General features: G+C 60.7%; 15 protein-coding genes. 9 read left to right on the top strand and 6 right to left on the bottom strand.

Annotated elements, in window-relative coordinates; translation table 11 throughout:
* Positions 1 to 169: 169 nt before the first annotated feature.
* The 3 genes from CAF90_RS20625 to CAF90_RS20615 form a co-directional block, all read right to left on the bottom strand.
* Entirely contained in the window at positions 170 to 955 is a 786-nt protein-coding gene (locus CAF90_RS20625) for a sulfite exporter TauE/SafE family protein (protein WP_011335062.1), read from the bottom strand.
* Positions 956 to 1,060: 105 nt separating this feature from the next.
* Positions 1,061 to 2,275, bottom strand: a complete 1,215-nt coding sequence (locus tag CAF90_RS20620; RefSeq protein ID WP_085608306.1) for an MFS transporter — start codon at positions 2,273 to 2,275, stop codon at positions 1,061 to 1,063.
* A gap of 81 nt (positions 2,276 to 2,356) precedes the next feature.
* The gene (locus CAF90_RS20615; RefSeq protein WP_085608380.1) at positions 2,357 to 3,106 is read right to left on the bottom strand and encodes a hypothetical protein; all 750 of its coding nucleotides are present in this window, start codon (positions 3,104 to 3,106) and stop codon (positions 2,357 to 2,359) included.
* A 247-nt stretch (positions 3,107 to 3,353) separates the two neighbouring features.
* On the opposite strand from CAF90_RS20615, the gene CAF90_RS20610 reads away from it, so the two are divergent.
* The 3 genes from CAF90_RS20610 (at position 3,354) to CAF90_RS20600 (ending at position 5,915) form a co-directional block, all read left to right on the top strand.
* Positions 3,354 to 4,502: an aldose epimerase family protein gene (locus CAF90_RS20610; RefSeq protein ID WP_085608305.1), complete on the top strand. Its 1,149-nt coding sequence runs from the start codon at positions 3,354 to 3,356 to the stop codon at positions 4,500 to 4,502.
* A 91-nt stretch (positions 4,503 to 4,593) separates the two neighbouring features.
* Positions 4,594 to 5,415, top strand: a complete 822-nt coding sequence (locus CAF90_RS20605) for an aldo/keto reductase (RefSeq protein ID WP_085608304.1) — start codon at positions 4,594 to 4,596, stop codon at positions 5,413 to 5,415.
* 29 nt (positions 5,416 to 5,444) lie between these two features.
* The gene (locus CAF90_RS20600; RefSeq protein ID WP_085608303.1) at positions 5,445 to 5,915 is read left to right on the top strand and encodes a DUF1810 domain-containing protein; all 471 of its coding nucleotides are present in this window, start codon (positions 5,445 to 5,447) and stop codon (positions 5,913 to 5,915) included.
* Here CAF90_RS20600 and CAF90_RS20595 read toward each other — a convergent pair.
* Positions 5,880 to 8,240: a DNA polymerase II gene (locus CAF90_RS20595; protein ID WP_170929417.1), complete on the bottom strand. Its 2,361-nt coding sequence runs from the start codon at positions 8,238 to 8,240 to the stop codon at positions 5,880 to 5,882. The two genes, CAF90_RS20600 and CAF90_RS20595, sit on opposite strands and share 36 nt — an antisense overlap.
* Before the next feature lie 185 nt (positions 8,241 to 8,425).
* On the opposite strand from CAF90_RS20595, the gene CAF90_RS20590 reads away from it, so the two are divergent.
* Complete coding sequence (locus CAF90_RS20590) at positions 8,426 to 11,137, top strand: RHS repeat-associated core domain-containing protein (protein ID WP_085608301.1); 2,712 nt, start codon at positions 8,426 to 8,428, stop codon at positions 11,135 to 11,137.
* A gap of 63 nt (positions 11,138 to 11,200) precedes the next feature.
* On the opposite strand, the gene CAF90_RS20585 is transcribed toward CAF90_RS20590, so the two are convergent.
* A complete protein-coding gene (locus CAF90_RS20585; RefSeq protein WP_170929416.1) occupies positions 11,201 to 14,686 on the bottom strand; it encodes an NEL-type E3 ubiquitin ligase domain-containing protein in 3,486 nt (1,161 codons plus the stop codon).
* A 222-nt stretch (positions 14,687 to 14,908) separates the two neighbouring features.
* On the opposite strand from CAF90_RS20585, the gene CAF90_RS20580 reads away from it, so the two are divergent.
* On the top strand, positions 14,909 to 15,349 hold the full coding sequence (locus tag CAF90_RS20580; RefSeq protein ID WP_064380861.1) for a CBS domain-containing protein: 441 nt from the start codon (positions 14,909 to 14,911) through the stop codon (positions 15,347 to 15,349).
* Here CAF90_RS20580 and CAF90_RS20575 read toward each other — a convergent pair whose 3' ends face one another.
* The gene (locus CAF90_RS20575) at positions 15,350 to 15,973 is read right to left on the bottom strand and encodes a glutathione S-transferase N-terminal domain-containing protein (RefSeq protein ID WP_011335069.1); all 624 of its coding nucleotides are present in this window, start codon (positions 15,971 to 15,973) and stop codon (positions 15,350 to 15,352) included.
* 1,089 nt (positions 15,974 to 17,062) lie between these two features.
* Here CAF90_RS20575 and CAF90_RS20570 point away from each other — a divergent pair.
* From CAF90_RS20570 to CAF90_RS20555, 4 genes are all read left to right on the top strand, one after another.
* Positions 17,063 to 17,881, top strand: coding sequence for a TonB family protein (locus CAF90_RS20570; protein ID WP_085608299.1), 819 nt, complete (start codon positions 17,063 to 17,065; stop codon positions 17,879 to 17,881).
* A gap of 49 nt (positions 17,882 to 17,930) precedes the next feature.
* Positions 17,931 to 18,635 (top strand): MotA/TolQ/ExbB proton channel family protein, encoded by a 705-nt coding sequence (locus CAF90_RS20565; RefSeq protein WP_085608298.1) that lies wholly within the window; start codon positions 17,931 to 17,933, stop codon positions 18,633 to 18,635.
* Positions 18,635 to 19,036 (top strand): biopolymer transporter ExbD, encoded by a 402-nt coding sequence (locus tag CAF90_RS20560; RefSeq protein WP_085608297.1) that lies wholly within the window; start codon positions 18,635 to 18,637, stop codon positions 19,034 to 19,036. Before CAF90_RS20565 ends, CAF90_RS20560 begins: the two co-directional genes overlap by 1 nt.
* A gap of 208 nt (positions 19,037 to 19,244) precedes the next feature.
* Positions 19,245 to 21,950: a TonB-dependent receptor gene (locus CAF90_RS20555; RefSeq protein ID WP_085608296.1), complete on the top strand. Its 2,706-nt coding sequence runs from the start codon at positions 19,245 to 19,247 to the stop codon at positions 21,948 to 21,950.
* Positions 21,951 to 22,050 lie beyond the last annotated feature (100 nt).

Genomic DNA, 22,050 nt, shown 5'->3' with positions numbered 1-22,050 from the left:
CGGCGATTGTTCCGGGGGCTGCCCGGCAAAAGTGTTTCGCCTTGCCCAAAGCTTAGGTCAGCACCGATTTTGCGCAACCGGACGGGCGCGATCCTGTCGCCCATTTGTTTACCTTTTATGACCGCGTCAGCCAGACGCTTGAGCCTTCAGGGCCATGGATGCTCGCCGATCAAAACGCCAGCTTGTAACCGATCAACACCAGCATCGTCGCCAGGCACGGGCGCAGCAGTTCATCGGAGACGCGGCCGGTCAGGTGGCTGCCGAGCCAGATGCCCGGCAGCGAGCCGACCAGCAGAAAGCCCAGCACGCCCCAGTCCATGTTGCCCATGCTCGCGTGGCCGAGGCCGGCGACCAGGGTCAGCGGAACGGCGTGGGCGATTTCGGTGCCGACCAGGCGACGGGTCGGCAGCAGCGGATAAAGGATGAACAGCGCGACAGTGCCGAGGGCGCCGGCGCCAATGGAGGTCAGGGCAACCATGGTGCCGAGGATCAGACCGGTGATCACGGTCATGACATTCAGGCGCGCGCCGCTCGGGTTGTAGTTGCCGCCGGCACGTTTGTGGGCGAATTCCAGCAGGCGTTTCTTGAACAGAATCGCCAGCGCCGTGGCGAACAGCACGAAGCCCAGCGCCTGCTTGATGATGGCGTTCATCGCGTCCGGCGCGGTGTGCAGGGTGCTGAGGAACCACAAGGTCATCGCCACCGCCGGGACACTGCCCAGGGTCAGCCAGCCGGTGATGGCCCAGTCGATATTCTTGTTCTTCCTGTGGACCAGCACGCCGCTGGATTTGGTGATGGCCGCGTACAGCAGATCCGTGCCCACCGCCGTGGCCGGATTGATGCCGAACCACAGCAGGATCGGCGTCATCAACGAACCGCCGCCGACACCGGTCATGCCGACGATGAACCCCACGACCAGCCCGGCAATCACCAGGCCGAAATTTGCCAATTCCATTAAGACGTCCAGACAAACCACAGGAAAAATCCGGCCCGCAGGATAACCAGTTTTCTTATAACGCCCTATATCGATAGGATCTATCGTTATGCCATTTCATCAGTATCAGTGCCGTCGTCGGCCTGGTTTGAAACTGTGAGTGCTATTGAGCCAGACCGTCGCCAGCGCGATCAGCGACAGGATCAGCAACGCCCACGGAAACGACATCGCCCCCGTCCGGTCCAGCAGCAAACCGCCGAACAATCCGCCGCCGGCAATCGCCACGTTCCATGAAGTGGTGAGCATCGCCTGCACCACATCCACATGTTCTCCGGCGGAGTCCGCTGCGGCGGTGAGCAGCAACGTCGCCGAGCCGCCGAACGACAGGCCCCACACCGCCATGCACGCATAAATCAGCCAGGGCGACGGCGCGACCAGTGCCAGCACCAGCGCGGTCACGGCAAATATCGCGAGGCTGATCAGGGCCAACCCGCGCAACCAGCGATCCACCAGCAGACCGATGATCCAGATCCCCAGCAACGAACACAGGCCGAAGACCAGCAGCACCAGATCGACCCGCTCGCCAAGACCGGCCTGCGTCAGGAACGGGGCGATGTAGGTGTAGAGAATGTTGTGGCCGAGCATCCAGGTCAGCACTACGAACAGCACCGGGCGCACGCCGGGCAAACGCAGCGACTGCATCAATGGCAAACGCTCGGCGCGGGCCTGACCCGGACGATCCGGCACGGCAATGACGATCCACGTCGCCAGTACCAGCGCCAGTGCCGACATGATCCCGAACGAGGCGCGCCAGCCGATCACATTGCCCAGCCAGGTGCCGGCCGGCGTGCCCAGCGACAGCGCCACCGGCGTGCCGAGCATGGCAATCGCCAGCGCCCGGCCCTGTTGATGCACCGGAACGATTCCGCGCGCGTAACCGGCCATGATCCCCCACGACAGCCCTGCCGCCATCCCGGCCAGAAACCGCGAGACCAGGGTCAAACCGTAATGACTGGAGAACGTGGTGATGGTGTTGAACAGCAGAAACCCGCCGACCGTCATCAGCAGCACCCGCTTGCGCCCCCAGCCACGGGTGGCGACCGTCAGCGGAATCGCCGCGACAATCGAGCCCAGCGCATACAGCGTCACCAGTTGCCCGACCAGCACTTCACTGACGTTCAAGCCGGCGCCGATCTGCGGCAACAAACCGGCCGGCAGGGTTTCAGTGAGGATGGCGATGAAGCCGGTCATGGCAAACGCCAGCAACGCGGCGTAAGGCAGTTTGTCCGTGCGGGTGGCACGTTCCAGGCTCGAGTATTCGGCGCTTGCGGGGTCGGTCATGACGGGTGCAGCTCCCTTTGAGTCAAATCGGACGACAGATTGTATACAAACACAGTCGTCGGCCACTCTACCCGACTTGGCTCACTGCACTGGCAAAAAATTCAAAAACAGCAGGCTCTGGGCGTAATTCAGGCCGATGCGCCGGTAGCGCTCGTCGAGCATCTGGGTCAGCAGATCCAGACGCGCCACGACTTTGCCGAACTCCGTGGCAAAGCTCAGGTTGCTGCCCTCCTCGGAAATCTCGTTGGAAAACAGCAGCGGCTGGCCTTCCTTGTTTTGCCGTTGGGCGAGGATCCACGTGGCTTTCTCGATGTTGCGCGCGGCGTTGTTGACGAAGGTCGGGTTGATCGCATCGGTCATGTAGAACTCGGTGCGGTTGCCGTGGGCGGTGACCAGCATGCTGCCGATGGCATAGATGAACGCGCCGACCCGGTCGCCGAGGAACTCCGGGCTCATGGCATAGCTCAGCGCTGCGAGGTCTTTTTTGCCGCCGAGGGTCGGCAACGGTTGTTGCTGTTCGATGGCCAGGCGCACTTGTTTGACCGCGGTCTTGACGTCGAGGAAGCCGGATTTGCGCAGCTCTTCAGGGTTGCGCAAATACAGCTTGCCCATCAGCAGGTAGAGGCTGTCGAGGTTGTCGCGCATCGCCAGTGTGGCCATGCGGTCGACGCTGGTCTGGAGAAATTCCTGAGGCCTGCCCTCGCGCATCTGGTTGATGAAATTGTTGCCGTCCTGATGGCTGCAACCGCCGAGCAACAGCGTCGACAAAAAGGCCAGCAGCAGGCACGGGCGATGAATGAATGCAGCGATGGGGTGCAAAACTCTCGGCATGAATTCTTTGACGGACACATTCCTGTGCGGCGGAAGTCACCGCACCCTGGCCATGGATAGAGCCGGGGATTTCGCAAAAGTGCAGTGCCGGCGTGGATTCCCGACCTTCGGCGCAAACTGTTCAAGGCATTAAGTCCGACTTTATTTTTGCATTAATCGTTTCATCCGCTATAAATCTTCACGCAACCATCAATTAGCATGACTATTTAGAGATTTTTAAAACAACAACAAAAAAGGAAGGTCAACCATGCTTCAATCCCGTCACTCACTCTGCGGCCTCGGACTGTCCCTGATGATCGCCACCCTCTCCGCCCAGGCTGCCGGCCTGTCCAGCGAACACAAAGCCTTCGGCAAAACCAATGACGGCACGCCTGTCGAACAATACATCCTGCGCAACAGCCACGGCATGCAAGCCACAGTCATCACCTACGGCGCGACCTTGCAGGCGCTGCAGGTGCCGGACAAACACGGCAAGCTCGACGACATCGTCCTCGGCTTCGACGATGTGCAGGGTTACCAGAAAGGCACCGCGTACTTCGGCGCGACCATCGGCCGCTTCGGCAATCGCCTGGCCGACGGCGCCTTTGAACTCGACGGCAAACGCTACCAAGTGCCGCAGAACGACAAGACCAATGCCTTGCACGGCGGCACTCAGGGCTTCGACAAAAAGGTCTGGAAAGCGAAGGAAACCAAAGACAAGGATTCGGTCGGCGTGACCCTGACCTACCTGTCGGCGGATGGCGAAATGGGTTTCCCCGGTAACCTCACCACTGAAGTAACCTACCGCCTCACCGACAGCAACGAGCTGCGCATCGACTACAAGGCCAGCACCGACAAACCGACGGTGCTCAACCTGACCAACCACAGCTACTTCAACCTCGCCGGCGCCGGCAATGGCGACATCCTCAAGCAGGTCGCCACCCTGCATGCCAGCCATTACACCCCGGTCACCGCCAAACTGATCCCGACCGGCGAACTGGCACCTGTGGCCGGCACGCCGATGGACTTCACCAAACCGACCGCCATCGGCCAGCACATCAAGGCCGATCACCCGCAGTTGAAATTCGCCGAAGAAAAACACGGTGGCTTCGATTTCAACTGGGCGCTGGACACCAAGGGTGACGTCAGCAAACTCGCGGCCGAAGTCAGCGACCCGCAATCCGGTCGCCACTTGCAGTTGTTCACCAACGAGCCGGGCGTGCAGTTCTACACCAGCAATTTCCTCGACGGCACGGTCAAAGGCAAGGGTGGCAAGGTCTATCCGCACTGGGGCGCGTTCACCCTGGAGACTCAGCACTACCCGGATTCGCCGAACCAACCGAACTTCCCGAGCACCCGCCTCGATCCCGGCCAGACCTACACCCAAAGCGTGGTGTTGAGGTTCTCCGCCAAGTAACCACTCCCGCCTCCTTTCTGGAACCGGACGGAACCCGTGGGCTATCCTGCTGCCCACCCAAGGTATCGACCGTTTCAGAAAGGAGGTTTGAATGCGTACCCTCGAATTGGCTGGCGTGCAGGTTCCGGTGATTGGTCAGGGCACCTGGCGCATGGGCGAAGACCGCTCGGCGCACAAGCGTGAAGTCGCTGCCCTGCGCAGCGGCATCGAGCTGGGCATGCCCCTGATCGACACCGCCGAAATGTACGCCGAGGGCGGTGCCGAAAGCGTGGTCGGCGAAGCCATTGCCGGCCTGCGCGATCAAGTGTTCCTGGTGAGCAAGGTCTACCCGCACAACGCCAGCCGCAAAGGCATTCCCCAGGCCTGCGAGCGCAGTCTGCGCCGGCTCGACACCGATTACATCGATCTCTATCTGCTGCATTGGCGCGGCCAGTATCCGCTGGAAGAAACCGTCGAGGCTTTCGAGCGTCTGCGCGAGGAAGGCAAGATCGGCCGCTGGGGCGTGTCGAACTTCGACGTCGACGATCTTGAAGAACTGTCGAACTCGGCCTGCGCAACCAATCAGGTGCTGTACAACCTGGAAGAGCGCGGCATCGAATTCGACCTGCTGCCGTGGTGCCAGCAACAGCGCATGCCGTTGATGGCGTACTGCCCGATCGGCCAGGGCGGCGCCATGCTTGCCGAGCCGGTGCTGAAACAGATTGCCGCTCGTCACGGCGTGACCCCGGCACAGGTTTCGCTGGCGTGGATTCTGCGTCAGGATGGGGTGATTGCGATTCCCAAGGCCGTGCGCCCGGAACACGTGCAGCTCAATGCACAAGCGGCGCAGCTGCAACTCGATGCCGGGGATCTGGCGGCGCTGGACCAGGCGTTTCACGCGCCACAACGCAAGCAGCGGCTGGCCATGGTCTGAGCCACCGCCGACTGACAGAGGGCTTCGCCATGAGAAGCACTGATCAGGACGATCCATTCAACCTGCAACGCTTCGTGCTCGCCCAGGACCCGGTGTTCGAACGGGTCCAGCGCGAGCTCGGCGAGGGCCGCAAGCGCAGCCACTGGATGTGGTTCGTGTTTCCACAGTTTGCCGGGCTCGGTGGCAGCGAGATGTCGCGGCGGTTCGCGATCAGCTCGGCGCCGGAAACCCGCGCCTACCTCGATCATCCGTTGCTCGGCGCCCGACTGCGGACCTGCACGCAGCTTGTACTGAATGTGCAGCAGCGTTCGATTGCCGAAATCTTCGGTCATCCGGACGACCTGAAATTCCACTCATCAATGACCCTGTTCGCCCAGTTCGCTGACGACGACAGCCCCTGGCATCAGGCGCTGGAGCGTTACTTCCACGGCATTCAGGACGAATGGACCCTGCAACTGCTGGACTCAAAACAGGCCCAGTTGCCCCCCGATCAGGGTTGAGAAATCGTCGTCGACAAACGGCAGGATCGCATCCGCCACCGGTTGCAGCTGGCGGGTGATGTAGTGGTCGTAGTCAATGGCCGCACGGCGTACTTCCAGCGGTTCGGGCCCTGCCAGGGTGATGACGTAGCTGATCCAGCCGCCGTTCTGGTACTGGCGCGGGCGACCGTGTTGCGCGTTGTAATCGTCGGCCAGCCGCGCGGCGCGCACGTGGGGCGGCACGTTGCGTTCATAGTCGTCGAGAGTGCGGCGCAGGCGCTTGCGGTAGACCAGTCGCTCGTCGAACTCGCCGGCCAACGTCTTGCGCACGTACTCGCGCACGTAATCCTGATACGGCTTACGCTGGAAGATCCGCTCGTACAGCTCCTGCTGGAATTGCCGGGCCAGCAGCGACCAGTCGGTGCGCACGGTTTCCAGGCCTTTGTAGACCATTTCCTCGCTGCCGTCGGCGCGGGTCACCAGACCGGCGTAGCGCTTTTTGCTGCCCTCCTCGGCGCCGCGAATGGTCGGCATCAGGAAACGTTTGTAGTGGGTTTCGAACTGCAATTCGAGGGCGCTTTCCAGCCCGTATTGTTCACGCACATGCTCGCGCCACCAGTCGTTGACGTGCGCAACCAGCGCCCGGCCGATGGTCGCTGCTTCTTCCTGACCGTGGGGGCGACGCAGCCAGACAAAGGTCGAATCGGTATCGCCATAAATCACCGCATGCCCCTGAGCCTCGATCAATTGCCGGGTGCGCAGCATGATCTCGTGGCCGCGCAGGGTGATCGAGGACGCCAGCCGCGTATCGAAAAACCGGCAACCGCTGGAACCGAGCACGCCGTAGAAGGCGTTCATGATGATTTTCAACGCCTGGGACAAAGGCGCATTGTGTTCGCGCTTGGCAGTCTCGCGACCCTCGGCGACCCGGGCGACGATGGACGGCAGGCAATGCCGGGTGCGAGAGAAACGAGCGCCGCGAAAACCCGGCACCGAGTCGCTGTCATCCGGAAGCTGCAAGCCTTCGATCAACCCCACCGGGTCGATCAGAAAGGTGCGGATGATCGACGGATAAAGGCTCTTGTAGTCGAGCACCAGCACCGATTCGTACAGCCCCGGTTGCGAGTCCATGACAAACCCGCCGGGGCTGGCCTGCGGTGGATTGGTGCCGAGGTTCGGCGCCACAAAACCCTGGCGGTGCATCAACGGCATGTACAAATGGGTGAATGCCGCCACCGACCCGCCGCTGCGATCCGCCGGCAGACCGGTGACGCTGGCGCGCTCCAGCAAAAACTTCAACAGCTCGGTCTTGGCGAAGATCCGCGTGACCAGTTCGCAGTCCTTGAGGTTGTACTTGGCCAGCGCCGGTTTGTCCTCGGCGAACATGCGGTTGATCTCGTCCATGCGCTGGTACGGGTTGTCGATCGACTTGCCCTCGCCGAGCAACGTCTGGGCGACGTTCTCCAGACTGAACGAAGGAAAGCTCCAGGTCGCCGAACGCAGGGATTCGATGCCATCGATGATCAGCCTTCCTGCCGCTGCCGCGAAGTAATGATTGCGGCTGCCGTGTTCGCGCCACTGCATTTCCTCGCCGCCACGCCCGAGCTTGAGCGGCACGCCGAGGCGCCGGGCGTGTTCGTGGAGGATGCGCAGGTCGAACTGCACGAGGTTCCAGCCGATGATCGCGTCGGGGTCGTAGCGGGCGAACCAGTCGTTGAGTTTCTTGAGGATCAGGGTCCGCGATTCGCAGTACTCGAGGTCGAAGTCGACAATGCTGTGATCGCCATTCGGCGCACCGAGCATGTACACCTGCCGTTCGCCGCAGCCTTCCAGCGCGATGGAATACAGCTCGCCCTGCTCGGTGGTTTCGATGTCCAGCGAAACCAGTCGCAGTTGCGGGCGATAGTCGGGTGCAGGCTTGAGGTGCGCGTCGAGAAGCACACCCTCGGCATCGGGCGTGCCGCTGAACCACACCGGCGCGGTGATGAAACGCTCCATCAGATAGCGCTCGGGCGGTCGCACATCGGCTTCGAAAACATCGACACTGTGACGGTTGAGCGCGGTTTCGAGGCGCATCAACTGGCCGTGCTGCTGGCAATACAGACCAAGCACCGGGCGATGCTCGAAATCCTGCAAGGCCAGGGGGCGCAGTTCGACGTTCTTTTCGTCCGCCAGCACCCGCTCGGCCTGCTCGCGCTGCGCCGCCGGGATGAACGCCACCGACGGCTGATGCGGCAGGCGCACACGGCGCGGCCCGGCGTCGGTCGCCAGCCAGAACTCGACTTCGGTGCCGGCCGGGGTATCGCGCCAATGCCGGGTCAGGACGAAGCCCTGCTGTAAATCCACCACTGCAGCCTCAACAATTGAACCAGAGTGGCGAGTTTACGCGTCTCGGGGCGATATTGCTGACGAGCGCCAAAGCCTGGGCACTGTCAAAGTTGACAGGTTACCCGTCACATCAATGTTGATAGCATTCGCATAGGAACTGCCTCGAACACTCATTGGTGCGATGCATCGCAGGATTGGGCAAATTGAATGCCTCCGTACATCACCGTACGCCTTCACTCATCGTTATGGACGGGCGAGGCCTGACGGTTCGCGAGGTGTCCTGTTTGCGCACGACGGCGGGGGCACCGACAGAGTCACTGATTACCCGAAATCACTACGACTCCGCTGGCCGCCTGGTGGAGTGCTGGGATCCCCGCCTCTTTGGCAGCGCACCCAAACCCAATCTGGTGACCGTGCATGGGTTGAAAGGGCAAGTGCTCAAGACCGAGAGTGTCGACTCCGGTGATCGTGTGATCCTGTCCGGCTTGGCCGATCAAGTGCTCACCCGCTGGGATGGACGCGGCAACGTATGGAACAACGTCTACGACAGCCGCTTGCGCCTGCTTGCCGTCGGAGTGAATGACCAACCCGATATCGAAACACTGACCTACGGCCAGGCGGACGCTGATCCCGGGCAAAACATCCGCGGACAGCTCATTCACAAAGTCGACCCTTCAGGATCAACGGACTTCGGACCATTCAGTCTGTCGGGGTTGCCGTTTGCAGAAACCCAAACGCTCGATGGCGCTACCTACACCACCCGATGGCACTACGGCGCCGACGGCAAGCCACTCAGCCAGACCGATGCCGGTGGTCACTTGCAAAAATCTCGATACGACGTCGCCGGACAACTGATACAGGTGACGTTGCAACTTGCTGGCAGCCACTCCGTCCAGGACATTCTCAAAGGCTGTCGTTACAACGCAGAAGGACTGCCCGAGGAACAGACATTGGGCAATGGGGTGGTTCGAACCTGGGATTATGACGATGCCAATGGCTGGCTGACCAGCATCAAGGCTGGCGTGCCCGGCCAGCCCCTGCGCCAGTATCTGGAGTATGGCTATGACAATACCGGTAACGTGGTCAGCATTCAGGATCACACCTTTCAACCGAAGTTTTTTGCCAACCAGCTTATCAACGGGATACGTCACTTTACCTATGACTCGTTGTACCGACTGATCAGCGCTACCGGTCATGACGCCTTGCCTGCGACCGGCACCCCGGGCCGCCCGGTGCCGAGCGATCCCGCCCATCATCTCAATTACCGCCAGACTTACAGTTACGACACAGGCGGCAATATGACCCAGATGGTACATACCCGCGCGGTGGGTGGGTATACCCGACAGATGTTCATTCAGCCTTCAAGCAATCGGGGCGTGCAATGGCAGGCAGGAGATCCCGACCCGGACTTTCCCGCGCTGTTTGATCGTCATGGCAATCTTCAGCAGTTGCATCCGGGTCAACCCCTTGAATGGAACCTCCACGACCAACTGAGCAGCGTCACGCTGATTGAGCGCAGTAGCGAACCGGATGACAAGGAAACTTATCGCTACAGCGGTGGCAGGAGGGTTTCCAAACGGCATGAGACTCACACCCCGTCCACCTCTCACTTTCAACAGGTTTACTACCTGCACGGCCTGGAAATCCGCACGCGGGAAACCGGCGAGGTCTTGCATGTCATTACCTTGCCGAACGCGATTGGCAATGTGCGCTGCCTGCGCTGGATCGCCGGACGCCCCGCTGAAGTCGATAACGATCAAGTGCGTTACTGCCTCGACGACATCCAGCACTCCGGCATGCTCGAGCTCGATCAGCGGGCCCGCCTGATCAGCCAGGAAGACTACTACCCTTTCGGCGGAACGGCCGCGTTGACGGCAGGCTCGGCACGGGAAGTGAGTTACAAGACCCTGCGTTACTCGGGCGAGGAGATGGACGAAACCGGGCTCTATGCCTATGGAAGGCGCTACTACGCCTGGTGGTGCCTGCGCTGGATCAGTGCTGACCCGGCTGGCGCGGTGGATGGATGGAATCTGTATGCGATGGTCAGGAACAATCCCGTCAGCGCTGTAGACGTGCTTGGGTTGACTGGCGAAAGGCTCAACCAGCGAGTCAGTGGCCGAACGACCGCCATGATAACGGCGGGCAACACTGCAGCGGCAGGCACCCCTGCACAGATCAAGAAAAGACTGGCGGCAAACCCGGATTCTCGATTCTCGAAGAAATTTCGAAGCAACGTTGCCGTGGCACACGCCGGCGCACTGATCCCGGGGGAAGGCGCGGAAGAGGACGTAATCCTCACTGACTTCATCAATATCCCATTGACGGAAACCCTGACGAGTGCCGAACACGGGATCCATCTGTCCAGACCGGTCGATTACACCCTTGGAGACGACAATCTCGCTTCTCTGGGCGTCTATCAGATCACTGACTTCGGGCTTTTCAAAGACCATATGGAGAAGCAATACACCAATCGCCTGAAAGACAGAAATTTCGCAGTCAAAGTGTACGTAGGCGCATCAACCGAGCCCACCAGTCTCGCAGGGATGGAGTACGAAGTGCCCGCTATCCACTCTCAAATACTGGAGCGCATGGAGCTGCATATCAGAGCCAGCGATATGAAACTGCCCGCCAGTCGAGGCCTGCCGGGGGCTCATGCAGAAGTGCAGGCCGCCAGTGCCGCCCTCTACATCCAGAAAACACTGTTCCCATATGCCGACCTCGATCCCGAGTCGATCTCCCTGGTGACGCAACGACTGCAAAACGTCGAACACGCTCAGGCTTTTGAAGCCTGCTTCAGTTGCGCCGGGCATTTGGTGGCCACTTACGACAATGCAGTCAAACCCTTCAACGTTTTGACAGGCTCCACCGGCCTGACACACGAGATCTGGAAAAACCAGCTGGATGCACTGCAATAAGCGGCGTGCAGGTAGACGAAAGCCGGTCAGGGTGAGCCTGACCGGCGATTATCTCGCGACGGCCTATGCCGCTTTGTTCAACGCATCCAGCGTCAGCGTTTTCAATAACCCCTTACGCTCCTCGGCCAATGCCAGCAACTCTCGCTCGTACACTGGCTGCGTCAGCGCCCCCGTCACATGTCGCGCGAACAACGCCTCCTGCCTTGTATTGAATTCCAGAGCATTCTGCCCAAACGCTTGCGGATGCCGTCTTTTCAGATATTTGCGCCAGAAGCGTTGCTCGATGATCTGGTTGACCAGCCCTTCACCCGCCTCAAGTCCCAGGATGGAGTCATAAGCCTTATCAATCTGGGCATCCGTGACCTCGCCTATCTCCCGAAACAACATGCCCCGCGATTGCCACGGCAGTTCCAGCCGTTGCGCCAGGCCGGTCTGGAACGCCAGATAAATTTCCACCTCATCGATCGTGCCAGTCATGTCCCCGTCTTCATCCACTGCGATAAATGTTTCACCAGCCTGCAGACGGGGCCTGACAGTGGCCCGTGCAATCTCATTGACCTGATCCAGTCGGGATTTGCCTTTGGCCAGCGTTATCAGTGCAGCTTCAATCTGCTCGGGAGTGCCCGCCATATGAGCTTCGCGGATCAATACCTTGATGCCCATTTCATTGAATATCTGCGCACCGGCATCCGCGCACGATTCTGGATGGATGGCCATGCCAAACAGCTCCTCGCGCAACGGCGCGTCTTGCGTAGCCGCATCAATCATTCGCCAAACCCGCTGCGTAAGCTCCGCACGGTTCGCAGCTTCGATGTAATCAGCCGATTCGACCAACTGCTCCAGAACTTCGAAAAAACCCTGGGAGTCCGCTTGCGCCTCAAGCTGATTCCACCTGGTCTGCCTGCTCTGCAGTTCCGAGCCGTTCACACCCTCCAGCCAGTGCACACTGGTTTTCTCACCCTTGGGCGGATAGCTGCGAGCGGGGTCATAACCAACTGAACGCATGCAGGCCTGAAACTGTTCACGAACCGGGTCAGGCAATCGATCACGGCTCAAACGTGTACGGGCAACCAGTCTGGCCTGTTCGGAGCCAGGTACCACTTGAGGTATTCGAGCAATCGGATTGTCCAGCAGATCCAGTTCGAAGCCCCGCGGCCTTGCCAGGGCAAACAATCCTTGGGGCCAATCCACCAGACCGCTGCCATGCAGATCCAGCGTCACAAGCTCAGACAGGCGACTGATGTCCGGTGGCCGCGACAACGCCGGGTTATTCCCAAGACTCAACGTTTGCAGATGAGTCAGAGCCGCCAGTTCCGCGACACTTTCAGCGCTCAGGCTCAATTGGTTGGCGGACATATCCAACGACTCCAGCCCCCTCAAGCTCCCCTTCAGACTCGGCAGTGCAACAAGGTTGTTGTCGCTTAAGTCCAGTGATTTCAGATCGGGGAAATAATCCAGAAATCCATCGATATCGGTACGCAACTCCGCACTGCGAAACCGCAAGGCGCTGACATGCGGGAACTCGACGTCCAGCGTCGGCAGATATTCCAGGAAGTCACTGGTCCAGTGAAAGTCCAGATCCAGGGTGTAACCGTTCGCCGAAGGTGTATGCGCGGCTTGCCAGCAACGCTTGATCGCCTCGGCAAAGCGTCCCTTGTGGTAACGCTGATCCATGGGCAACAAATCACCCTTCTCGATGGCCACCCACCCGTCCAGGGTATCGCTCATTGCCTGATAGTTTTGCTCTAGCTCGCCAATCCGTTGCAGTGCCTGAGCTGGTGTGCCTGACTTGCGGACAAAATCAACGAAGGTCTGTTCGGTCGACTGTGGATAGAGCGCCTTGAAGCGCGCCTCCAGACCTGGCATGTCTCCCGTGCCGAGTGGTGTCTCATCGACGCGTTCGTGATCTTGCGCAACGGTCGTTTCCGGCTCCGAGGTACGCAAACGCGATCGACCATCGCTCGACTCCACGACTTCCATTCGCTCGATCAATGGCGATGACTTGAGCGGTTTCAAGGCAGTCAGCACCTCACCTGCCGCTACCAGAGCGCCCAACTGAATAAGGTCTTCGACCACGCCGAGGACGTGCTCTGCCGCTTCAATGCGCTGCCCTTCAGACCACTCCACAATGCCTTCGAAGGTTTCATCCAGCAGCTGATAAGCGGTGTAGGCCAGCATCAGCTCGCCCAAAAGAGGCGCAAAGGGTGCGGCAACGAAGAGGCCAACCTCAAGCACAGTTAGAGCGACCTTCTGAAAACTGTCCCAACGCGCCCAGCGCGACTTCGCGTCTTCATCGCCAGTCGGAACGGCCCGAGTCCTGGCGTCGGCGAACAACTGATTCAAGTGACGTGTAAAGACGTGGTCCCAGACTTCACCGGCAATTCTTGCACCGGCCAGTCTCAAATCCGGATTGGCCACCGGCTCGGGGCGCCACGTCGGCTGTTGCGTACCAGGATCGGACGCATGCCATTTCAGTTCTACAAGCCGCTCATTGAGCTGAAAGAAGAAATTCCCACGGTGCCGATGGGGAACGAAACGACTGAAAAACTGCTGGTAATCCGGATCCCGCAACTGGTCGGTCAGCACCGCCGCGAAACGGGCAGCCGAGGGATATTGCCTGACCGGATGCCGGGGATCATGAGGGACGTAGGCAATGACAGGCTCGACCGAGCGGCTGCCCTCAAGGTCTGCCGCGATCAGAAGGATTGAACTCAGATCGATCCCCATCATCGTGACCGTATGGCAATGCAGGTTTTTTACGCCGAGCGTTAATAATCGGTCTCCTTGTGTCAGCCGCAAAAGCAGCGCATGGGTCTGCGAATCAATGTCTCCTTTCAGGAGCGCGAGTTCGCTGGCTACCACCAGAGCGTCTTTTTCACAGGTCTGAAACGCCAGTTGCAGCCGTGCCTTGACCACCGGTTGGGTGAAGTCGAAAAAACCGTTCAGACAGGTCTGGTATTGGCGACCGATATCCAGTTCACGACAGAGTGAGGCAAAGGCCTCGACTGACAGCCGAGACTTGACGGGGACGATCTCGAACTGCCCCGTCGCCGAAGGTCGGGTGATGAACTGGCTGGCTGCGTCGAAATAACCGCCTCGTGTTTCCTTGGCTTCGAAGTTATTCAGCGCCGCTTCGAGCAAGGACACTGTCCGCATTTCAAACCCACCGGCCAACCCCGTTGAACGATAGGTTCTGAGATAAGTCGTTCTGATATCGACTGTGATGCCGAATCGGGTCTTGAGCGCTTCGATCAATAACGGCTCGGCGAACGCTTCGATTTCCTTGAGACGGCCAAAGATCCTGTCGGACTGGTTGCGTGATTGCCAACTGGCCTCAAGTGCCTTTTTGAGGGCCATGCGTTGCGCTGCCGACGCCTGGTGATACCAGGGCAGATCACGCCCGGCTGCTGTCCGCATGGCGAGACGATGAGCGTCTCTGGACTTCAACAACCAGGAAGGAATTGAACCTGCGATGGATCGGGCTGCTGCGTTGTCGGGCGATTGTTGGCTGCTGATCCGTACGTTTTGCATGTTAAAGCTGTCATCCATGACATTAAGGGCCCTGGAGTCTACAAAAAACGCAGCGCTGTTCGTTTCGGGCTCTGTTTCGAAACATGTGACGGCTTGTGGTCGCACCTGCAATCGGCAAAGGGTTTGAGTCATTTACCGGGAAATGACGTTTTTTGCGTGTTATCTGCCGTTTTGCGGCCTTGCTCTGTGCGCCTGCGTCTACGATGCTTGGAGAACAACGACAACACCTGAGTAACCGCCATGAAAACCGTCGCCCAGCTGCTCAAGCTCAAAGATCCGAAAAATCAGGAAGTGCACCAGATCAAACCCGATCACATGGTGCTCGAAGCGCTGATGAAAATGGCCGAAAAGAACGTCGGCGCCTTGCTCGTGGTGGAAGACGACAAAGTGGTGGGCATCATCAGCGAGCGCGATTACGCGCGCAAACTGGTGCTGCACGGGCGCTCTTCGGTGGGCACGCCGGTGCGCGACATCATGGTGGCGAACGTGATCACGGTGGACACCCACCAGACCGTCGACACTTGCCTTGGCATCATGTCCGACAAACGCCTGCGTCACTTGCCCGTGGTGGAGAACGGCAAACTGATCGGCCTGTTGTCGATCGGCGACCTGGTCAAGGAAGCGATTGCCGAACAGGCCGAGCTGATCAAGCAGCTGGAGCAGTACATTCGCGGGGAGTGATCAGCCGGGCCAATGCCGCGCAAAGACCGGCGCCAGCACCGGGTGTCGGTCGATGCGCTGCAGCCACGCATGGAAACCGGGTCGGGCCTGGCGCAGGTGTTCGCGGGCACCGGCCCAGCGCGTGACCACCGCCGCCAGCACATCCAGCGCCCCCGGTGTTTCATCGTCCAGGTACAGCTCGGCCGAGAACTGATCGGCAAACACCTCCCAGCTCCAGTGCAGTCGTTCCCGCGCCCCCGCCATCAGATTCTGCCGCGAGGCCTCGTCCGGCATCACCAGCCAGCGTTCCGGGTAATCAATGATCCCGATGGCCGCATAACAATTGCTGACGATGTACACCAGGCCCCGAATCGCCTGATCGCGGTCAGCGCCGTTCGCTGGCAGCAGGCCGGATTGCGCAAAGCTTTGCCCCAGATGAATCAGAATTGCCGCACTTTCGGTGATGACACTGCCGTCCGGCAGTTGCAGGGTCGGGATCTGTTTGAGCGGATTGAGCCGCGCCAGCTCCTGCGCCGCTTCCGCACTGGCCTCGATATCGATGAAGCGGTAAGCCACCTGGCACAGCTCGAGCGCCGCCTCGATGGCCGCCGCCCCTGAATTGCGATGTCCGTAGAGCTGATACATATCCCCTCCTCCACTGCGAAAGGCATCCTGCCTGGCCCTATTTATAGCTGTTGTATCGAATTTGGCACGGATTGCGCATTCATCGGCAGCTTGCGAATCCCTGATCTCGCAAAACAGCGCTGGCGGTGCCCATCCCGCACCAAGAGCAATCAGCGAACGCTATCCGCGTTCTTGTAAGGTGCGATACCGAACCAAAAGTTCGCGTATCCGAGCTGGCAACAAGGAGTTCACCGCGTGAATCTTCATCTGCTGCGCCACACTCTTCTCTCCGTGCCCTTGTACCTGCGCCGTGTTCGTCCTGCGAACTGTCCGTGCATTCCCTTTATTACCTGAACGCCTGCACTATTTATTTTTTAAATAGCACGCAAGAAATCATTGCGTGCGCGCTGCATTAATGAATGCAACAACACATTGTTCGACAATAACTTCCAGACAGCACACCGCTACAACTTTTGCTGTTCGGCGTTAATGTCCGAAGCGCACCAAAACTGCACTTTCAACCATTTCACCGAACAAGCGGAACAACCGACTTTACTTAGACAAGAACAAGGAACATCGCCTGTGACCCGCTAAAACACTGACCCGCACCAAATCAGTCCGCCACGCACCATCACGCGTCCTGGCCGACCCGAGAACAGCCGCTCTATCTCGCTGAACAGCGCGATACCGCGCCAGGCCTGTCTCGCCCTTGAAAAAGCCTTGCAAACAGGGCCTTCGGGAGGTTATGCGCCCATGAAAACCGGCGTGCCTGATGAAACTTATATAAATGCGACATACGTATCATCCGTGAAATAACCGCTACACATTGTTTACTGTTTGGCACAGCGGTTGCTATTGCATCCACCATGAGGGCAAGAACGATGTTCGCCACTCAATTGCACACTCACTTATAAAAGAACAGCCACGGACCGGATCAATGAACCATCGAAGTCGACATTACTGAAGCAACAAGCTGCACAAGCCCTGTCCAATAGATAGTTCAACTATCGGCTTCTGCACACCTGTATGAAAGTTGCGACCACTCACTCGAACAACGCTGTGTTGTTCGAACGGCACCTTATTGCCCTTCATCCACCCGAGGGAGCTTTAATGAACGATGCGGTAAAGCACAGAACGCCGCCGGGGCCAGTACCGAACGCAGCGCTTGCGTCGGTGGCGGTTCGGCCCGTCTACAAGGCCAACACTTCTCAGCCCGGCGGCCTGAACAAACAGCAGATGCTGTTGCTGGTGGCAGTGTCGGCGCTGATACACGGCGGCGCCTGGTGGTTTTTCCAGCAGGCGCGGGCCGAACCGCTGCCCACGCCACCGGAAATTCCGGAAATGACCGTCGAGCTCACCAGCCCGACACCGCCGGCCCCGCCGACACCGGAGCCGCCGCCCCCACCACCGCCACCGCCCGAACCGGAACAACCGGTGGAAGACGAGGACGCGGTCAAGCCGCCGCCCAAACCGGTGGAGAAACCCAAGCCGATCGAAAAACCGAAACCGGTCGAGAAACCCAAACCGGTGAAAAAGGCCGAGCCGCCGAAAGCGCCGCCCGCCCCTGCGCAACCGGCCGCGCCTGCCGCTCCGGCCACCCCGAGCGCGCCGCCGGCACCTGCCGCGGCACCGGGCCCGGTGAAAGAGTCGGCGGCGATTTCCGGCCTCGCCAGCCTCGGCAACCCGCCGCCGGAATACCCGTCGCTGGCCCTGCGGCGCAACTGGGAAGGCAGCGTGGTGCTGCGGATTCAGGTGCTGGCCAACGGTCGCGCAGGCTCGGTGACGGTGACCAAATCCAGCGGCAAGCCGCAACTGGATGAAGCGGCGGTTGCAGCGGTGAAGGCCTGGAAGTTCATCCCGGCCAAACGCGGCGACACACCGATCGACGGCTTCGCCACCCAGACCATCGATTTCAAATTGCCGCAATGACGGCGCGACAACCGAACTCACAACCGATTAACGCAAGCGAGGTGTAGCCATGAACGATTCTTTGTCTTCGATGATTGTCCCCGGCGTGCTCTGGGGGCTGGTGCTGTTTTCCGTGGTCAGTTGGGCGATCCTGCTGGTCAAGTCGGCGCAATACCTGCGCCAGAAAACCCAGAATAAACAGTTCAGCAAAGCCTTCTGGGGCGCACCGGACCTGCTGACCGCCGCCGAACACGCCAGCCAGTATCCGGGCTCGCTGGCGCGGATCGCCAGCAGCGGTTTCGAAGCCTTGCTGGTGGAAGAATCCCCGCGCACCACCCAGCAACTGGCGCACACCATCAACCGTTCCGACCGACTGGAGCGCAACCTGCGCCAGCAGATCCAGAAGGAACGCCGCTCGCTGGAAAACGGCCAGGCGATCCTCGCCAGCATCGGCAGCACCGCGCCGTTCATTGGCCTGTTCGGCACCGTGTGGGGAATCATGGAAGCCCTGCAAAGCATCGGCGCCAGCGGTTCGGCCAGCCTGGAAACCGTGGCCGGGCCCATCGGCCACGCGCTGATCGCCACCGGTGTGGGCATTGCCGTCGCGGTGCCGGCGGTGCTGATTTACAACTTCTTCCTGCGGCGCCTGAAGCTGGCCTCGGCGGACATGGATGACTTCGCCCACGACTTCGACGCCCTCGCCTCGCGCAGTGCGTTTTCCATCAGCCGCCAGGCCATCGCCAAATCCACGGCCGCCGTGCGGGAGGCCAGCTGATGTCCTTTTCCACTCAAGACAGCGATGAAGTGCTCAGTGAAATGAACGTCACGCCGCTGGTGGACGTGATGCTCGTGCTGCTGGTGGTGTTCATCGTCACCGCGCCGCTGATGACCAACGCGATCAAGGTCAACCTGCCGAAAACCGACGCCGTCGCCCCCGCTGAAAAGAAAGACCCGGTGGTGGTCAGCGTCGATCAGGACGGCAAGTTCTTCCTGGCCAAGACCGAGCTGGCGCCGGAATCACTGGAGGCCAGCCTCAAGGAGGTCATGGCCAAGGACGCCGAAGTGCGCGTGCAACTGCAGGCGGACTCCGCCGTGAATTACGGCCAGGTCGCCAAAGCCATGGCGTCCATCGAGCGCTCGGGCATCACCAGGATATCGGTGATGACCACCCGCTGACGGCGGTGCTGGGCGCGCAGTGAGGGACGCGCCCGACACCGTTCGTTGAATCCCGTCGCAATCGGCCGACCGAAAAAACGCAGCGCGTCTTCGGAGGGGATCGGCTTGCTTGAAGAAAGTGGTTTTCGCGGCGCGGCACCACCGTGCTCCGTGCAAAGAGGGCTCACAAGGCCATTTCGATAAACGTCTAACAAAGTCGGAAACAACCATGCTGATGAACACTCCACGCTTCACGCTCAAACCCTTGGTGGCGACGATTTCCCGCCACCGTTTCGTTCCGTTGTACCTGGTGGCCATGGGGATGGGTGCCGGGGTTCAGGCTGCCGAGGACGACAACAGCGTCCCGGCCGCCGCTGCGGTGGTCGCGCCGACCACGCAACTGCAACGGGTCGAAGTGACCGGTTCGGCGATCCGTCGGGTCGACGCGGAAACGGCGGTGCCGATCACCGTGCTCAAGGCCGATGAACTGCGCAAACAGGGCGTGACTACCACCGCCGAACTGGTGCAGCGCATCACCGGCAGCCAGTCGATCAACAACAGCGCAGGCTCGGTCGGCGCGGCCACCGGCGGCGCATCGTTCGCCGACATGCGCGGCATCGGCGCGAACAAGACGCTGGTGCTGCTCAACGGTCGCCGGCTGGCCAACAACGCCCTGTCGGGCACCAACTCGGCCGGCGGCGCGGTAGATCTGAACATGATCCCGTTTGCCGCGATCGAGCGCGTGGAAGTGCTGCGCGACGGCGCCTCGGCCCTGTACGGCACCGACGCCATCGGCGGCGTGATCAACTTCATCACCAAGAAATCCATGACCGACGGCCAACTCACCCTCGGCGGCGAAACCCCGACCCACAGCGGCGGCGGTGCGACCAAGGACATGAGCGCCAGTTGGGGCTACGGCGACCTGGAGCAGGACCGTTTCAACGTGCTCGGCGTGTTCAACTACAACAAGCAGCAGAACCTCGACGCCAACGACCGCTCCTTCGCCCGCGACTACGTGCCCGGCCGTGGCCTGGACCAGACCTCCGGCACCGCGTTCCCCGGCAACTACAGCCAGAACGGCAACGCCACCAACCCGCTGGCCAACAGCAATTGCAACGGCCCCAACCTGGTGGCCCGCGACGGCCTCTGCCGTTTCAGCACCCGCGAATACATCGACCTGGTGCCGCAGACCGAGAAGACTTCGTTCTTCGGCAAGACCACCGGCAAACTGGCCGACGACCACAACGTCAACCTCGAATACTTCTGGTCGCGCAACAACAACGCCACCGCTGTCGGCCCGGCGCCATTGACCGGTCTGAGCCTGGATTCGTCCTCGCCCTACTACCCCGGCAACGGCATCACCCCGGCGCCCACCGGTTTCGCCCTCGACCCGACGCAACCGGTGGACGTGAACTGGCGCGAAACCGCCGCCGGCCCGCGTGAATCGAAAGACCAGAACACCAGCCAGCGCTTTTTGCTGAGCTTCGACGGTCTGGTCGGCGGCTGGGACTACAACGTCGGCGCCTCGTACAACCAGAACAAGATCGTCTCCAGCGTCACCAGCGGCTACGTCAGCGATCAGGCGATGATCGACGGTCTGGCCAGCGGCCTGCTCAACCCGTTCGGCCCGCAGACCAGCGCCGGTCAGCAATACATCGACCAGGCCGCGTACCACGGCGCCTATTCCACGGCGGTCGGTCGGGTCGCCGGTTTCGACGGGCGGATCAGCCGCGAAATCGGTGACTGGTTCGGTGCCGGCCCGTCGGGTCTGGCGCTGGGCGGCGAGTACCGGAAAGAGAAATTCCACCAGGACTTCGAAGCCTTCGCCGGCGACATCCAGAGCCTGGGCATTGACCCGGCCGGCAGCGTCGAGGGCGACCGCAGCGTGAAAGCCGCCTACGCGGAAATCAACGTGCCGGTGCTCGACAGCCTGGAACTGTCCGCCGCCGTGCGTCACGACAAATACAGCGACTTCGGCAGCACCACCAACCCGAAATATTCGTTCCGTTATCAGCCGCTCAAGGAGCTGGTGGTCCGCGGCGCCTACAGCGAAGGCTTCCGCGCGCCGTCGCTGTATGAGTTGTATTCGCCGCGCAGCATCACCTACACCCAGGGCTACTACAACGACCCGGTGCTGTGTACCGGCGGCGTGGTGCAACCGGGCGGCAACGGCGGGCGCGATTGCGGTCAGCAGTTCCTCAACCAGATCGGCGGCAACGAAGACCTGGCCCCGGAGAAGGCGCGCAACGTGACGCTGGGCTTCGTCTATCAGCCGGTCAGCAATCTGTCCGTGGGCCTGGATTTCTGGTGGATTCACATCTCCAACCAGATCCAGCCGTTCCCGGAATCCACCGTGTTCGATCAGGCCGGCAGCTACCCTGACCGCTTCGTGCGCAACGCCGACGGCACGCTCAATTACATCGTCACCGGCAACGCCAACCTCGGCATCGTCGAAACCAACGGCGTCGATGTGTCGCTGGACTATCGCTTCCCGAACACGCCGTACGGTCAATTCGGTCTGGGCCTGCAAGGCACCTATGTCGACGAGTACGACTTCCAGAGCACCATCAAGGGCCCGTTCACCGACAAGGTCGGCGACTTCAAGGGTGACGGGGTGATTGCCCGGTGGAAACACAACCTGACCGGTTCCTGGACCTTCGGCGCCGCCCGCGCGGCGCTGACCAACCGCTTCACCACCGGCTACAACGACTACGACCGCGAGACCAACGCGCGGGTCGCATCGTATTCGGTGTGGGACCTGTCGGCCGGCTACACCTTCGACAAGGTGCTGGACGTCGATGCCGGGGTGAAGAACCTGTTCGACCGCGACCCGCCGTTCTCCAACCAGGCCTACAACTTCCAGAGCGGTTATGACCCGCGCTACACCGATCCGCTGGGCCGCACGCTGTTTGCGCGCATGACGTACCACTTCTGAGTCCCGGTCGGGGCCGCGCAAGACTCCGGCCGGCCCCTTCCCCTTGCGAATTCGCATCCCGCAGCGGCCAGCCGCCGCTCCGGGCTTTTCCGGCTCAGAG

This window comes from Pseudomonas sp. B37(2017) (genome assembly GCF_002112885.1).
In the GTDB taxonomy this organism is placed as follows: Bacteria; Pseudomonadota; Gammaproteobacteria; order Pseudomonadales; family Pseudomonadaceae; genus Aquipseudomonas; species Aquipseudomonas paraglycinae.
Note: the sequence above shows the minus strand (reverse complement) of the source record. Positions and strands in the feature narration are given on the sequence as shown.